The sequence below is a fragment of the Myxacorys chilensis genome (genome assembly GCF_059505265.1).
The window spans coordinates 1-14675 of sequence record NZ_JCACKG010000203.1 but is presented as its reverse complement, the minus strand read 5'-3'; the positions used below and the strand labels follow the sequence as shown (position 1 = coordinate 14675).

The following is a 14675-nucleotide window of genomic DNA, read 5'->3' as shown; positions in this document are numbered from 1 at the left end:
ATTTTAGAAAATCCCAGTATCGTGTTGGAGAGATGTGCGCCGTCGCGTCTCTTCCTATATAGAACTGGAAACCGCGATGAATAGAAGTGTAGGCATGGGTGTCGGTAGCACGTTTGGACGAATTGGGACGATCGCAACGAACGTGTTTCGCGAAGTCATTCGCGATCGCATTCTCTACCTCGTAGGGTTTTATGCGGTAGCTATGATTCCGGCCTACCGATTGCTGCCCGAAATTGCAGCAGCGACCGAGAAAAAAATCTTGCTCGATCTAGGGCTTGCCGCCATGTCGGTGCTAGGGTTGATGATTGCAATCTTTGTGGGAACAGGTTTAATCAACAAAGAAATTGAGAAGCGGACGGTGTTCGTTTTAATTGCAAAACCAGTCAGCCGCGTTGAATTCATCGTTGGGAAGCATTGGGGCTTATCGGGGGTACTTGCCGTTCTAGTCACCGCGATGACGGCGATCAATATCACGATTTTACAGGTCGCGAACGTGCCCTTCTCTTTGCGAGACTTATTAATTTCGTCTAGCTTCCTGTTTTTACAACTGTCGCTAATTACCGCGATCGCGCTCAGTTTTGGAGTCTGCACGAGTTCGCTCTTAGCGACGCTTTTTACATTCGGCGTTTTCTTAATGGGGCAGTTTAGTCAAGATATTGTCAAGTTTGGCAAACTCGCTAAAAATCCTTCAATCGAAGCGGCAACTCAAGGCTTATATCTTGTGCTACCTGATTTCTCGCGACTCGATCTCAAAAATCAGGCCGTCTACAATCTGATTCCCAGCCCGGATGTATTGATTGTCAACGCAGGTTATGCTGTGCTGTATATTGTATTTGTTCTCGCGATCGCGTCTCTCCTATTCTCCGCCCGCGAATTTTAACCGCTGCGATTCTAAATCCTCTTCACACGTATCTTCTATTAATCAGGCTTTTAATAAGGCTTTAATCAAGGCAACCATCAAATCGCCCTAATCGGTCAGCAGATCTCGGTAGGATGGTTGATAGTTGAGTTTGGGCTGAAATGAGTATTCTTGTCCTAAGTTCTGTCTACGTCTTAAACACGCCTTGATTTATGAATTTGCATCTGCATCGTGCAATTCAAGACTCTGCGATCGAGTTGTCCTTACGACAAGTCTTGCTTCGGAACAACCCAGCAACAGACTGCCTTGCGGCTGAACTTTGGGTCGAGCGCTATCTCAACGGGTTGCACCTACAGTTGAACGCAGCGTTGAGCAAGGGCATCTTGGAAACTGATTCTAAATCTGTACTGGAAGATGAGGTTCTCAAGACGTTTGTTCACGCCTTGAGCCGTGGGTTAGACGAAGAGATAATTGCTATTGCCAAACCGACGACTCATCCTGATCAGGTTGCAATTCACCACACAGCAGGAGCTTTGCACTGTAGTCCTCCAAGCCTTGCTCACCAAGTCATCTCGCTCGCTCGCGGCAGCCTCCTCACCGTCGCGGAGCTGACCTTACTAGAGCAGACTCAGTGGCAGACCGCTTGGCATATGGTCGATTGTCAGGGTGAGCTGGGGTGGCTTATTACTGCACCGTCGAAGTTAGAACTTACAGCCATCGAAGATCGATTTCTGCCCCTGCGATCGCACCTCATTGCTCGGGCGAGCGCACAAACTATTCCGATGCTGCGTCAAGCCCAGCAGATGCAGCACCTGAGCGAACGTTGCAACGCCCTGCAAGCCGAAAACCACACCCTCATCCAAACCAGCAAACTCAAAAGCGAGTTTCTTGCCAATACTAGTCATGAAATTCGCACACCGCTTAGTTCGATCTTAGGCTTCACCCATCTATTACGGGAGCAGGGCTATGATGCTACAAACCTTCGCCATCAAGACTATCTCAAGATTATTCTCAGCAGCGGTCAACATCTTTTAGCACTAATCAATGACATTCTTGACCTATCTAAAATTGAAGCAAATCAGCTTGACTTGCAGCAAGAAATAACAGAGGTGAAGCCGGTCTGCCAAATCGCTCTCAAACTGGTTCAAGAAAAAGCGAGCGATAAGAGACTTGCCCTCAAGTTAGACATCGCACCGGACAGCACGACCATCACTGCAGATCCATTGCGCCTTAAGCAGATGCTGTTTAACTTGCTCTCTAATGCGCTGAAATTTACGACATGCGGCTCGGTTGGTCTAACGGTTCGCTCCAATGACGGCTATATGCAGTTCACCGTTTGGGACACGGGCATCGGAATTTCAGACGAGCAGCAGCAGCTTTTATTTCGTCCCTACACTCAGTTAACGAGCGCGAATCGGGGCGAAGGGACAGGGTTAGGTTTAGCACTGACCCGAAAATTAGCCGAACTGCATGGCGGCTGGGTGCGGGCAGAATCTGTGTTGGGGCAAGGATCGCGCTTCACGATCGCGCTTCCCCTCAGTAAACCTCAACCGAAGCAGCCTGATGTAGAATCTACCCTATTCTCTGCGTCCTCTCTTCTCGCCGCTTCGTCGCTCGATTTGACGCCGTCGGTTCCTTTGGAGTTGCGCGGAGCACTAATCGCGCTCAACCGAGTCTCCAATCCCACCCCCTCGAACCACATTCTTTTAGTCGAAGATAATATTCCTAACGCTCGTTTGATGATGACTTTCCTCGGCAAATTGGGCTACAAAGTCGCTTGGGTACAAGACAATCGCGAAATGTGGCAATCCCTTAAACAAACCCTGCCCGCGATGATTTTGATGGACATTCACCTTCCAGGAGCCGATGGGCTGAGCCTTACACGAGAGCTTCAGGCACAAGAATGCTATCGGTCAATTCCGGTGATTGTGCAAACGGCAATGGCAATGAAAGGCGATCGCGAACGATGTTTAGAAGCGGGAGCCAGTGATTATGTCTCAAAACCCATTGACTTAGCCGTATTAGCAAAAACAGTCGCAAAATATTGTCTCACTCAAAATACAGGTCTCACTCAAAATACAGCCGCAGCCGTTGAAGAGCAAAAATGAACTGGTTTTTCTCAGTCTCCTGCCAGTAAAAATGTCAGTAAAGAATCGATTTTTAAGCTTTCCTCTATACTGAATGAGCTAATAACTTAACTGAATGAGCTAATAACTTAGTTCTCCTGACTCATTCCTCCTCGCGAAAGCGGGGCAATGCCCTCCCTCATTCTTCCGATTTCTATGCAGGACGCCCCTTCTTGGTTATCTTCACTCGTTTGGACTGACTATCGTTTAGCGGTCTTATTTACGGTCATCGTCCCATTGGTGCTGCTGATTTGGGCATTTGTGCAACGCTCCGAAGCAATTCAGCGCTTGATGATCATCTTTTGGCGAGTATCGAGTCTGCTAGCAATCACGGTGTATCTGCTAATTGGAGCGTTTCCGATTGGGTTTGCGACCGGGTGGCTTGCTCGAATCTTAATTCCAATTTCCCTTTGGTTTTGGGCCGATCTAAATGAAGAAATTCGCGATCAGCCATCTAGTCCACTGCGGCTCTCTGTTACCTCATGGCGTTGGGCAGTTTCGGCCTACTGTGTACTGGGCGTTTTAGTTCAAATCCCCATCTATCTTCGGTGCGCTCTGCTGTCTAGTCAACAGCTCCTCTCGGATGCCTCTTGTCGGGCGTGGCTGGCTCCGCCTTGGCTGTTGCGCGAATACCTTCATGCTGGAGCGAGACCGTACTTTCTGGGATTTTTAGGGCTAATTGGCTTAGGGATCTACATGCTGTCCTTGGGATACTTTGTCTTCTTTCGCTTGGGCAAACGCAAACGCTCAGCAATGGACAACTAATAATTAAGATAGGCAGTTTCAGACCTGACTTTTCTGCCTAAAGCTCCCCTTACCTCCTTCATCTAAAGTTGACCTTTTTGTAATTGTTTCATGCATCTCATGAATACTCCAATTGGGCGTCGCTTAGAGCAATATACAATTAAGCGTCCGCGTGAAGTTTTGCTGGCATCGATTCGAGTAGACGGGCAACTCGATCAAGTCGCTATCTTTAAAGGATTTTCAAGTTCGTTGATGAATCCGACCTCGTTTGATCCAGATATTCCGGTTTTGCCAGATCATGCTGAGATAGACACAGTAGATCGATTAGAAAGCCCTTACAATCCAAAATCTCCCCGCTATATTGAGCAGGGGCTAAGTTGGAAGGCTTTTGAGCCGTTGTTAGCGGCGATAGGGGTATAGCGATTGGCTTCGCCAAGTTCCGAAGAATCGCAGGGTTAACGAATGATTGATGTTGTGTGAGGAAGATAATTCGCTATGGTTTCATTGCCGCAATGGACGGAAGTAACTCGCTCCTCAAGCGAACCAATAGACTTTGCTTTGCGAACTCCTTCGGAGCTTGGCGGAGTCAGTCGGGCCACGAGAGGAACGCATTGGGAAACGCTCAATTTGCCTACGTCTGCTTTGTTTGGAACTGATGGAATTCGCGGAAAAGCAGGGGAACTGCTGACCGCTCCTCTGGCGATGCAGGTTGGGTACTGGGCAGGTCATGTGCTGCAATCGGGGGCCGCGTCGCCCAACAAATCGCTCGGTAACTCTTACCCGGTCATTCTCGGACAAGACTCGCGCAATTCTAGCAATATGCTGGCAATGGCCCTTTCGGCAGGCTTGACGGCATCGGGTCTAGAAGTCTGGGATCTGGGTTTGTGCCCCACGCCAGTCGTGGCGCACTTAGCGGCCATGACCGACGCGATCGGGGGCGTGATGATTTCTGCTAGTCACAATCCGCCTGAAGATAACGGCATCAAGTTCTTTAGCACGAATGGCACGAAGTTAGATCCAGCACTCCAGCAGCAAATCGAGACTTGTTTGCGGGGCGATTTAGGCACGATTTCCTCAGCTCATCATTCCTGGGGAAAATATCTCCACCGCTCGGAACTCGTTAATGATTATTTGAAGGCGATTCAACAGCCGTTAAAGGCACAAATCGATCGGCCTCTTGCAGGATTGCGAGTCGTGTTAGATCTGGCGTGGGGAGCCGCGACTCGTCATGGGGCTGAAGTGTTTCGCTCCTTGGGCGCGGAGGTGGTTTGTTTACACGAAACCCCAAATGGCGATCGCATCAATGTCAACTGCGGTTCAACCCATCTCAACCTACTCAAAGCCGCCGTTCAGGAGCAAGCAGCGGATCTGGGATTTGCCTTTGATGGGGATGCCGATCGCGTTTTAGCGGTGGATGGTCAGGGCAGAACTGTAGATGGCGATTACATTCTGTATCTCTGGGGTCAAGATTTGCTTAAAGCAGGCAAGCTACCCGGAAATACGATCGTCTCTACTGTCATGTCTAACCTAGGATTTGAACGGGCTTGGCAGCAACTTGGCGGTCATCTAGTTCGAGCGGCGGTCGGCGATCAGTATGTTCATGCAGAAATGGTTCGCCGGGGGGCAATGCTAGGCGGTGAGCAATCTGGGCACATCCTCTGTCCTCACTATACGGTGAGCGGCGATGGCTTACTAACCGCGTTGCATGTCGCGTATTTAGTTCAGCAGTCCGGCGCAACGTTGGCAGAGTTGGTTGATGGCAGTTTCAAAACCTATCCGCAAATTTTGAAGAATGTGCGAGTTGACGATCGCGATCGCCGACTAAATTGGCAAGCTTGCGATCCGGTGACTCGTGCGATCGCTCAAGCGGAAGCGGCGATGGGTGAGCAAGGACGCATTCTCGTTCGGGCTTCTGGAACCGAACCCGTGATTCGGGTCATGGTTGAAGCCGAGAGCATGGAACTCGTCACCGAATGGACGAATCAGTTAGTTGCCCTAGTAGAGCAGCACTTGGCATAAATAAAAATGAGGCTGAGGGTAATCTAACCCTCAGCCTCATTTCAACAATGCTCAGTCTTTATCGAACATCCGTTACTCGCCAACTGAGTTTGAGGTTAATCCAAAAATTCCAGAAGGTGACAATGGCGATCGCGAGCGGTTTTGCGATAAATTCGCTCAGATGAAACACATCATGCATCCCACTCACTAACAAAGCTTGAAGAATGATCCCCATCAAGCAAATCGTGTTGAATTTGAGAAATCGCTTTAAGCGCTGACGTTTCTTTGGCTGATTTTGCGCCACATCGCCGAATGTCCACAAATCATTCCAACAGAAATTGTTGATGACAGCAATTTCGGCAGACAGTATCGTGCTGCGAGCAATACCTAAATTAAGGGATGTGCGCAGAAAATAGAACGCGAGCATGTCGACCGCAAATCCGCTCAAACCCACTAAGCCAAAGCGCAAAAATCGCCCGAGTTGGAATCTTTCATTTAAGCGGCTGATTCGCCCACGCGATCGCAGCTTTACCAAATGCGCTAAATATTCAACGTACTGCTTCCAAGTGACCTTACTTTCACCCTCTTGCCGTTCTTGGAAGACATAGCCAACTTCAGCAATGCGGTTGACATCGCCACGACCAATGACTTCTAGCAGAATTTTGTAGCCGAGCGGATTGAGCAGACACTGAGCGATCGCGCTTCGCCTCACCAAAAAGTAGCCACTCATCGGGTCAGACACGCGCCCAACCACATTAGGCAAGATGATCAAGCCGATCAACTGCGCCCCGCGTGAGAGCAGTCGTCGAACGAATCCCCAATCGCTCGTTCCGCCGCCTTCGACATGCCGACTTGCCACCGCTAAGTCTGCTCCGTTCCGCACCGTTTGCAGCAATTTCAGCAGCACTTCGGGCGGGTGCTGCAAATCTCCATCAATGACCCCTAATATGTCTCCTCGCGCCACTTGCCAGCCTCGGATCACCGCCGTTGAGAGTCCCCGCTCTGTTTGCCGACGCATAACCCGCAGATGCGGATAGCTAGGCATAATCTGTTGGGCAATTTCCCATGTGTGATCGGGGCTGTTGTCATCCACCACGATTAGCTCGTAGTCGTTGGGTAAGGCATGGTCAAGCAACCGGGTCAAAATCTGAACTATCTGGTGAACGTTCTTGCTTTCGTTAAAGGTTGGAACGATGAGCGAAAACGAAACAGCCTGCCCTGAAGACACATCAGAGATTTGATATGCCCCTGTTGGGACAGGCAACAGCACGTTAGATAAGTCGAGATTCATGGATGGATTAAGCGTTCAAAGAGCGGCAAAGCGGAGACTAGATTTTATAGAAAGTGTAAACTTCACTTCATAAGACTACAAGTTTAGACGTATTGTGCCTTAAAAATCTGTTCTTACGTGACAGACATCTGAAACTAGAGTGAAACTTACTGCTTCTCGAACCTTACCGTCAAGCATCTCAGCTAAGCATTCCCCCAAAGCATTAATGTGCTGCCGTGCTAAAAGCAATAGCACGGTAGATCTTCCGTAGCTTTACTGATGAATGCCATATAAAGCGGTAAAAAGCTTATGAAGTATGCGGACTATAACCAATTCCGAAGTGCCAATACTGGTGTTTAATGTTTCAAAACTGACCCAATTTCAAGCAATGTGCAGTGTTGAAGCAATCAGCCTGTTCCTCTGACCGCCGCTTTATTGCTTCGCTTCTCTACTATGCCAAAGTCAAAGCCAAAGTCAAAACATTCGTCTAAGTCGGCTTCTCAAGATGGCTCAACGCTGAGTCTCAAAGAGCAGTTGGCGCAGAAACGCAAAGCCGCGCAAGCTCGCAAGGAAGCGATCGGGTTTATTTCGATGGCATCCATGGCGGCGATCATGGCAGGCATGATTTTAGCGATCGTGGCAGGGGTGAAAGGTGCGATCGGGGGATTCGTCGCCATCCTAGCGCTCTTACTCTCCTTTAAATTTCCGTGGCAAGCGCTCTACGCATTCTTGATCTACATGCCGTTTGGCGGAACGATTACCTACGCTGTAGGAGGCGATAATCCTTTATTCCAGCTTGCCAAAGACGGGATGTTTCTCCCAGCGCTTATTGGTGTCGTGCAGTACTGCAAGCAGCAAAAGCTGCCGCTTGTTGTTGCGAAGTCATTGACGACGCCGTTTGCGTTGATGTTTGCCTATTGCATTCTCGTTTTACTGTTTGTCAATGGGACTCAGCAGTTTACAGGTCCGCCCACCGAAAAGCCGATCGTAATGGGAATTTTGGGCTTGAAAGTGCTGATTGGTTATGTGCCTCTTATTCCTTGCGCCTACTACTTGATGCGGAAGAAGCAAGATGTCTACTGGCTCATGCGAATGACAGCAATCTTAGTGATTATCTGCTGTGGTTTAGCTTTTTTGCAGTACATGTTTCTCAAAACAGGACGGTGTGCGGGCACAGTTGGGTCAGGGGCAGCCTTGTTCAAGGCGTCGCTGTCGGCTCGATGTTTGGTCGGGGGGTCGTTGCTCTACAGCGAAGAACAAGGCGTGATTCGGCTACCAGGAACGTTTGTTGCTCCCTGGCAGTGGGGATGGTTTCTAATTTCGAGCGCCTTTTTTAGTTTTGCCGTCACCTTCTTTGATCGCAATTTGATCTGGAAAGTAATCGGTGGGGTGGCGCTGCTTGGCACGATGATTATGGCGGTGTTGTGCGGACAGCGAATTGCGCTCATGCTAGTTCCGGCGGTGATTGTGCTGCAACTCGTGACAACTGGGCAAGTGGCAAATTTAAAGCGGTTTATCCCAATCGGCATCGGGGTAGCGCTTGTGTTGATGATCGCGATGGCATCTAATCCAGAAGTTGCACAAGAACGCTGGGAAAGTGCGGTAGGACGCTGGAATGCGTCCCCACCCGATGCGTTTATTGCTCAACAGTTTGGGAACGTATCTAAAGGGGCAACGCTGTTAGGAGCAGGGTTAGGACGGGCGACGAATTCTGCGCGAGCGTTAGGGAAAACGGAGCTAATTGAAACATACTATCCAAAGGTGATGTTTGAGATTGGGCCGATTGGGGCACTACTGTTTTTAGGCGTAGTGACTTCGCTAACGTTTGCCTGCTTTAAAGCGTATCGGCAGGTGCGCGACCGCAACTTACGCGGCTACGGGGCATCGCTTTGGACGTTCGTTTTATTTATTAGTTACAACACCTATTACTACCCGCTTGATGTTGATCCGGTGGCAGTCTATTACTGGTTTTTTGCAGGCGTTGTGTTGCGGTTGCCGTACTTAGATCAACAAGAACCAATTGTTGAAGAAGTCGACCCTAAAAAGAAAAAGAAGAAACGACGGTAGTTATTAAATTCTAAGCTTTCTGAATTATGTCAGTTTCCAAGCCTCAAGAAGTTCCGGTTCGATTGCAGTGGATCGATCAAATTAAAGGTATTGCAATTCTTGCGATCGTACTCTTTCACTTTTTTCAAAATTATCCTGATCAGTTCGGTTTGGTTGCTGTTTTGAATCGTAATGGAGCAAAGCTAGGATACGCTGCTGTTGATATTTTTTTTGTGATGGCAGGGTTTAATATCAGCTTTGTCATGGCATCTCGCTTGGGCCAAGTCCAGTGGAAGGCTTGGTTAAAAAAGCGCTTATTTAGACTCTATCCAACTTATCTTCTAGCAGTAGTTTGTAGCTTACTGCTTTACATAGGGTTGAAAGGATATAAGCTACAATTCAACTTAAAAATCGTACTCAGTGTCCTTGGATTAGCAGGATATAACTTCCAAGCAATCAATCCAGGATTTTGGTTCTTTACTGTTATTCTTGAAGCCTATTTATTTACACCTTTTATTGTTTTAGCCTGTCGGCGGCAGCCAAGAACTTATTTAATTCTGGGTGCAGTTCTTGGCATCCTTACAAAACTCATTTGTCTAGCGTTTTCTAATTCGCCTTATTATCTTTTCTTTTTACAAACGAACTTCTTAGGAAGCTATATTTTCCAATTTTGCTTAGGGCTATATTGGGGAATAACCCACTCTGCAAACAAATCATTTAGTAGAAAAGATTGGCGTGTTGCTTGCGTATTATTTGGATTAGGTTTAGTGGGTTATGTGGCACTAAGTCTAAAAGGAATTGACATCGTTTATATGTTGGGCTTCGACTTGGTATTTACGCCCTTTATGTTCATGGGGCTTTATCGGTTGTTGAATCTTTGTGCTCAGATCAAAGTTTTGCAATTAGCATTAGCATTTGCGGCATTAACAGGAGTTTATTCCTATCAAATCTATCTAATTCATCAACCGCTATTGTTTTCAATATTTCCATATTTAGCAAAGTATATCCCCTTGAGTCAGCCTATAAAACTCATCGTTTCCTTTATCGCAATTTCGGGATTACTGACTCTGTATGTTTATGCATTCACTGCCCTAGAAACGGGTCTCAGAAAGCGATTTGACGCGCTAATCCAACGAACCCAACCTACTCCTTAACCTTATGCTTCCTCCTCTCATATCGGTCGTAATTGCCACTTATGGACGCGAAGAAACGCTAAGAGACACGATCGCGGATGTGCTGAAACAAGACTACCCCCTCTACGAGGTGATCGTTGTCGATCAAACTCCGGTGCATCAACCAGAAACTCAAGCATTTTTAGACGAACGGGCACAGGAGGGCAAGATTCGCCTATTTCAACCCAAGTGGGCGAGTTTGCCAGGAGCCAGAAATTTTGCAGTACGACGGGCGAAGGGTGAAATTGTCCTGTTTATCGATGATGATGTGCAGCTTCAACCCGGATTTTTTGCGGCTCATGCTAAAAACTACGAGCGCTCAGAGGTTGGAGCCGTGGCGGGACGGGTCTACGATCGCATGAAGTTAGCCGATTTTGAATCGGGGTTAGAAATTCAGGATTTGCCGCCCGAAGCACTTGATCCGGGCATTGCCTGGTATCACATCAACTTAGTTCATACGGTGAAGCCGCAGCGCGTTCTCAGCGCCCGTGGCTGCAATATGTCGTATCGTCGCGACATTTTTACCAAGTATGGAATCTGGTTTGATGAGCGATTTCAGGGCAGTGCGGTGCGAGAAGAATCCGATTTTTGCCTCCATTTAAGACAAACGGGGCTGATGGTTTGGTATGACCCAGAGGCATCGTTGGTTCATTTAGGCGAAGAGACAGGCGGCTGTCACGACATCAGCACCAAATCGCTGAAATACCAACTGACGTTTTATCACAATCATTTTTTGATGGGACTCAAAAATCTAACTCCTTGGCAAGCCACCCGTTTCTTTTTCCGCTTGTTCGATTGCCATGTGTTGGGACGTCCGCCGTGTCACAAGAGCGGCTCACCAATCAAAATCATCACGCGATTTGGATTTTATACTTTGGGATTTTTGCAAGCGTTGAAAACAGTCGTGCGATCGCGGTGGGATGACGGACAGATTTACACGCGACAAGACGTAGGCGAGGCATAAACCGATGAAAATTCTCGTTGCCAGTCATTCTTACATTGTCGATCTCAATTGCGAAAAGCTACGGGTTTTAGCCAACCTAGAACCAGGAATCGAAGTGACGATCGTCGTTCCCAAACGCTGGAAACCCGGCGGAGTGATGAAAGATGTCGTTGAAACTCGCTACCGAGAAGAAGGCTCGTTTCGCGTCGTTCCGGTGTCTAACTTCAGTCGAAATAATCAGGGCTTGCTCTCATTTGGCGCGGATCTGATTCCCCTCTTGCGAACCTTTTGCCCTGATATTATTCAAGTGGAGCAAGGCTCGAAGTCGATCGCTTATGCTGAGATGATTAGCCTCAATCGGCTGCTTGGGTTGAAGGCGAAAAATCTTTTCTTCACCTGGTGGAACCTGCCGTATACGCTCAAGTTTCCCGTTTCGCTATTGGAATCGTATAACCTGCGCCATACCGATGGCATTGTCGTTGGCAATCGTGATGGTGACCAGATTTTGCGGCAACGCGGCTATCAGGGCAAAATGCGAATCATGCCTCAGCTTGGCGTAGATCATAATTTATTTCGTCCGCAACCCCAGCCTGAACTTGCTGCACAACTCGGCATTTCTGATAACGATTTTGTCGTTGGCTTTGTGGGGCGCTTTGTGCCCGAAAAAGGATTGTTGACGTTAGCAAAAGCGCTAGCAGGTCTCAAAGATCGGTCATGGAAATGGCTATTACTAGGACGTGGTGAACAGAAAGAAACGCTGTTAGCCGAGGCGAAAACTTTGGGATTTGACGATCGCTTAATTTGGGTCGAAAGCGTTCCTCATGCCGATGTCTATCGTTACATCAATCTCATGCACACGCTGGTTTTGCCATCTGAAACAACCTATCAGTTTAAGACGCTTACCTCGGCGGGATGGAAAGAGCAATTTGGACATGTGTTAATTGAAGCGATGGCGTGTCAGGTTCCAGTGATTGGTTCGGATTCGGGCGAAATCCCCAACGTAATTGACAACGCAGGTTTGATTTTTCCGGAAGGCAACGTCGATCAACTGCGCGATCGCATCTGCCAACTGATCGACAATCGCTCTTTTGCAGAAGAGTTGGGTAGGCGAGGATACGGACGTGCGATCGCACATTACACCAACCACGCCCTCGCCAAAGAGCTTCTCACGTTCTATCGCGACCTTTCAAATTAGTCTCATGCGGATTCTTCAGATTGTTCCGTCGATTTCTCTGGTATATGGCGGTCCTAGCCAAATGGTAATGGGACTCTCTGAAGCGCTGGCAAAAGCAGGCGTTGAAGTGACCATTCTAACGACTGATTCCAACGGCGATAACGGACAGGCTCCGCTCGATGTGCCGTTGGAAGTACCAATTCGTCAAAACGGCTACGACATTTACTATTTTCGATGTTCGCCGTTTCGCCGCTACAAATTCTCTCTCAGTTTGCTTAAGTGGCTGTCTAGGCATCATCAAGAGTATGATTTAGCCCATATTCACGCGCTCTTTTCTCCGATTAGTTCTGCTGCTGCGACAGTGGCGCGATCGCATCACTTGCCTTACATTCTGCGTCCTCTCGGAACGCTTGACCCTGCCGATCTACAAAAGAAACGCCATCTCAAGCAACTCTATGCCGCAGTTTTAGAGCGTTCCAATCTGGCAGGAGCCGCTGCGATTCACTTTACTAGCGACCAAGAAGCGAAAGTATCAGAACGGTTTGGAGCCATAACTCGCGACTTGGTGATGCCGTTGGGCGTGCAGCTTCCCCAAGGCACATCGACAGATATTAGAGCCAAATTTGGCATTCCCGCTCAGCGTCCGATTCTGCTGTTTATGTCGCGGATTGATCCTAAAAAAGGATTAGATTTGTTGATTCCAGCCTTGGAAACACTTGTTGCTGAAGGACAGGAGTTTCAGTTTGTTCTAGCAGGAGGCAATCCTCAAGATCCTGACTATGAAAAAGAGATTCGCGATCGCATCGCTCACTCTCCATTAAACGCCCACACAACGATCGCTGGATTTGTCACAGGCGGCGAGAAAACTGATTTATTAAACGCTGCTGACCTATTTGTACTGCCGTCTTATTACGAAAATTTCGGTATTGCGGTTGCTGAAGCCATGAGCGTTGGCACTCCGGTTGTCATTTCTAACCAAGTTCACATTTGGCATGGCATTCAACAGGCTGAAGCAGGCTGGATTAGTCCGTGTGACGTGTCTGCATTAACCAATGCTTTGAGGTTAGCATTACACGATCCGAATGAACGGCAGCAACGTGGGAGCAATGCTTACCACTACGCACAAGAAAATTTTAGTTGGGCTGCGATCGCGCTTCAAATGATTCACGAGTACGATCGGCTGGCAAAAAAGCCAAGAGTTGACTGTGGGTAACTCCTGGCTTTTGGTAAATGCATCCTATTAGGTGTAAAACCCCAATCTTCTAAGCTCTGTGTTGCTTTAAGCTCTGATTCGCAACTGGGAGCTTAACGACGAGAACGAGGCGTTAGAACATTAATCACCGCTCCCACAGCCGCGCCATTCGCAGCGTTTCTAACGGTGTGCCGACGACCTGTGATGCCGCCCGCTGCCGCTCCAGCCGCTGCTCCAAATCCTGCGTCTCGAAGCAAGTCTGGGCGCTTTCCTTTGGCAGTTGAGAGGTCACGAGATTGGTTGACGGCTGCCCCTGCTGCTGCCCCGTTGATGACGTTAGGCACAACTTTGTGCTTTGTGACCACGCTAGATACTACGCCCGTCGCTGCTCCGATGCCGATGTCTCGCCAGACATTCTGATCGGCAGATGCAGGTTTCATGGGAAGTAGAGTAGCGCTGACAAGCCCCGATACCATTAGACCCGGCATGAAAACACGCTTTAGAGTCCGATTCATGGGTTTACCTCACTGAGTATACAAGGGACTAAATAAAGACTAGACATTAGTTTTGTCTTCACCTAGTCGGTTCTAGTGTAGGTACTCAATTTTGGGATGCCCTACATCTTTAGGTTGAGATCAGTGTGCATTAATAAGTAGTTATTTGTGACTATAGGGCTTAGGCAAAGGCTGTTCGTTGGCAGCGGATGTGAGCTATCTAGCGATCGCAGTATCTCTTCTAAACCTCATTTCTTCCAGGGTAGCTTTGTGCCCATCTCGGTAGCGGCAGAGAGGAGCAGGTAGAGAATGAGCAACCCTGCACTGCATAGAAAAATGGGTAAATCGTCAGGCATCTCTAATGGTTGAACAACATCCTCATCATTATCCTGGAGGCAGCGCAATTTCTGCGGCAATACCACATTCGTAACGACTCGTTCCTTTGTTGACTCTAGAACGTTTGATGAATTTCGGAAACACCTCGAAAAAGAGTTTGATTATATTTATATTGCTGATACTCAATGGGATGTCCGCAGCAATCCTAGATTTCTGGAACGAAGCATAAGGTGTTTAGGATTTAGACGGGTGTAGCCATCATGTTCCTAAGGATCGTGGATTAAATAAGACCGGAAATCATCAGCCCTGTGGTTTAGCCGT

At 48.2% G+C, this 14675-nt stretch carries 13 protein-coding genes; 10 read left to right on the top strand and 3 right to left on the bottom strand.

All coding sequences use genetic code 11. From position 1 onward, the window contains the following. Positions 1-76 precede the first annotated feature (76 nt). The 5 genes from AC5JLB_RS19180 to glmM all read left to right on the top strand — a co-directional run bounded on the left by AC5JLB_RS19180 (position 77) and on the right by glmM (position 5748). On the top strand, positions 77-880 hold the full coding sequence (locus AC5JLB_RS19180; protein ID WP_495875427.1) for an ABC transporter permease: 804 nt from the start codon (positions 77-79) through the stop codon (positions 878-880). A 191-nt stretch (positions 881-1071) separates the two neighbouring features. After that, positions 1072-2967 (top strand): ATP-binding protein, encoded by a 1896-nt coding sequence (locus tag AC5JLB_RS19175; RefSeq protein ID WP_495875426.1) that lies wholly within the window; start codon positions 1072-1074, stop codon positions 2965-2967. Positions 2968-3141: 174 nt separating this feature from the next. Beyond that, entirely contained in the window at positions 3142-3750 is a 609-nt protein-coding gene (locus tag AC5JLB_RS19170; RefSeq protein ID WP_495875425.1) for a DUF3177 family protein, read from the top strand. Positions 3751-3849: 99 nt separating this feature from the next. Next, the gene (locus AC5JLB_RS19165) at positions 3850-4149 is read left to right on the top strand and encodes a DUF7734 family protein (RefSeq protein ID WP_495875424.1); all 300 of its coding nucleotides are present in this window, start codon (positions 3850-3852) and stop codon (positions 4147-4149) included. A 75-nt stretch (positions 4150-4224) separates the two neighbouring features. Further along, entirely contained in the window at positions 4225-5748 is a 1524-nt protein-coding gene (gene glmM, locus AC5JLB_RS19160; RefSeq protein ID WP_495875423.1) for a phosphoglucosamine mutase, read from the top strand. A 58-nt stretch (positions 5749-5806) separates the two neighbouring features. Here glmM and AC5JLB_RS19155 read toward each other — a convergent pair whose 3' ends face one another. Further along, on the bottom strand, positions 5807-7018 hold the full coding sequence (locus AC5JLB_RS19155; RefSeq protein ID WP_495875422.1) for a glycosyltransferase: 1212 nt from the start codon (positions 7016-7018) through the stop codon (positions 5807-5809). Positions 7019-7450: 432 nt separating this feature from the next. Here AC5JLB_RS19155 and hpsL point away from each other — a divergent pair, with 432 nt between their 5' ends. The 5 genes from hpsL to hpsP are packed head-to-tail and all read left to right on the top strand — an operon-like array spanning position 7451 to position 13545. Then, positions 7451-9064, top strand: coding sequence for a hormogonium polysaccharide biosynthesis protein HpsL (hpsL, locus tag AC5JLB_RS19150; RefSeq protein WP_495875421.1), 1614 nt, complete (start codon positions 7451-7453; stop codon positions 9062-9064). Between the two features lie 26 nt (positions 9065-9090). After that, positions 9091-10197 (top strand): acyltransferase family protein, encoded by a 1107-nt coding sequence (locus AC5JLB_RS19145; RefSeq protein WP_495875420.1) that lies wholly within the window; start codon positions 9091-9093, stop codon positions 10195-10197. 4 nt (positions 10198-10201) lie between these two features. Then, on the top strand, positions 10202-11179 hold the full coding sequence (gene hpsN / locus AC5JLB_RS19140; RefSeq protein WP_495875419.1) for a hormogonium polysaccharide biosynthesis glycosyltransferase HpsN: 978 nt from the start codon (positions 10202-10204) through the stop codon (positions 11177-11179). A gap of 4 nt (positions 11180-11183) precedes the next feature. After that, entirely contained in the window at positions 11184-12353 is a 1170-nt protein-coding gene (gene hpsO / locus AC5JLB_RS19135; RefSeq protein WP_495875418.1) for a hormogonium polysaccharide biosynthesis glycosyltransferase HpsO, read from the top strand. Positions 12354-12357: 4 nt separating this feature from the next. Beyond that, the gene (gene hpsP, locus AC5JLB_RS19130) at positions 12358-13545 is read left to right on the top strand and encodes a hormogonium polysaccharide biosynthesis glycosyltransferase HpsP (RefSeq protein WP_495875417.1); all 1188 of its coding nucleotides are present in this window, start codon (positions 12358-12360) and stop codon (positions 13543-13545) included. Positions 13546-13637: 92 nt separating this feature from the next. On the opposite strand, the gene AC5JLB_RS19125 is transcribed toward hpsP, so the two are convergent. Together AC5JLB_RS19125 and AC5JLB_RS19120 are read right to left on the bottom strand one after the other, a co-directional pair. Beyond that, on the bottom strand, positions 13638-14039 hold the full coding sequence (locus AC5JLB_RS19125; protein ID WP_495875416.1) for a hypothetical protein: 402 nt from the start codon (positions 14037-14039) through the stop codon (positions 13638-13640). 227 nt (positions 14040-14266) lie between these two features. After that, the gene (locus tag AC5JLB_RS19120) at positions 14267-14434 is read right to left on the bottom strand and encodes a hypothetical protein (protein WP_495875415.1); all 168 of its coding nucleotides are present in this window, start codon (positions 14432-14434) and stop codon (positions 14267-14269) included. Positions 14435-14675: the final 241 nt, after the last annotated feature.

Coding starts and splice junctions, on each gene's coding strand:
- AC5JLB_RS19180 (WP_495875427.1), top strand. CDS start 77: ATGAATAGAAGTGTAGGCATGGGTGTCGGTAGCACGTTTGGACGAATT.
- hpsO (WP_495875418.1), top strand. CDS start 11,184: ATGAAAATTCTCGTTGCCAGTCATTCTTACATTGTCGATCTCAATTGC.
- glmM (WP_495875423.1), top strand. CDS start 4,225: ATGGTTTCATTGCCGCAATGGACGGAAGTAACTCGCTCCTCAAGCGAA.
- AC5JLB_RS19145 (WP_495875420.1), top strand. CDS start 9,091: ATGTCAGTTTCCAAGCCTCAAGAAGTTCCGGTTCGATTGCAGTGGATC.
- hpsP (WP_495875417.1), top strand. CDS start 12,358: ATGCGGATTCTTCAGATTGTTCCGTCGATTTCTCTGGTATATGGCGGT.
- AC5JLB_RS19175 (WP_495875426.1), top strand. CDS start 1,072: ATGAATTTGCATCTGCATCGTGCAATTCAAGACTCTGCGATCGAGTTG.
- hpsL (WP_495875421.1), top strand. CDS start 7,451: ATGCCAAAGTCAAAGCCAAAGTCAAAACATTCGTCTAAGTCGGCTTCT.
- AC5JLB_RS19155 (WP_495875422.1), bottom strand. CDS start 7,018: ATGAATCTCGACTTATCTAACGTGCTGTTGCCTGTCCCAACAGGGGCA.
- AC5JLB_RS19170 (WP_495875425.1), top strand. CDS start 3,142: ATGCAGGACGCCCCTTCTTGGTTATCTTCACTCGTTTGGACTGACTAT.
- hpsN (WP_495875419.1), top strand. CDS start 10,202: ATGCTTCCTCCTCTCATATCGGTCGTAATTGCCACTTATGGACGCGAA.
- AC5JLB_RS19165 (WP_495875424.1), top strand. CDS start 3,850: ATGAATACTCCAATTGGGCGTCGCTTAGAGCAATATACAATTAAGCGT.
- AC5JLB_RS19125 (WP_495875416.1), bottom strand. CDS start 14,039: ATGAATCGGACTCTAAAGCGTGTTTTCATGCCGGGTCTAATGGTATCG.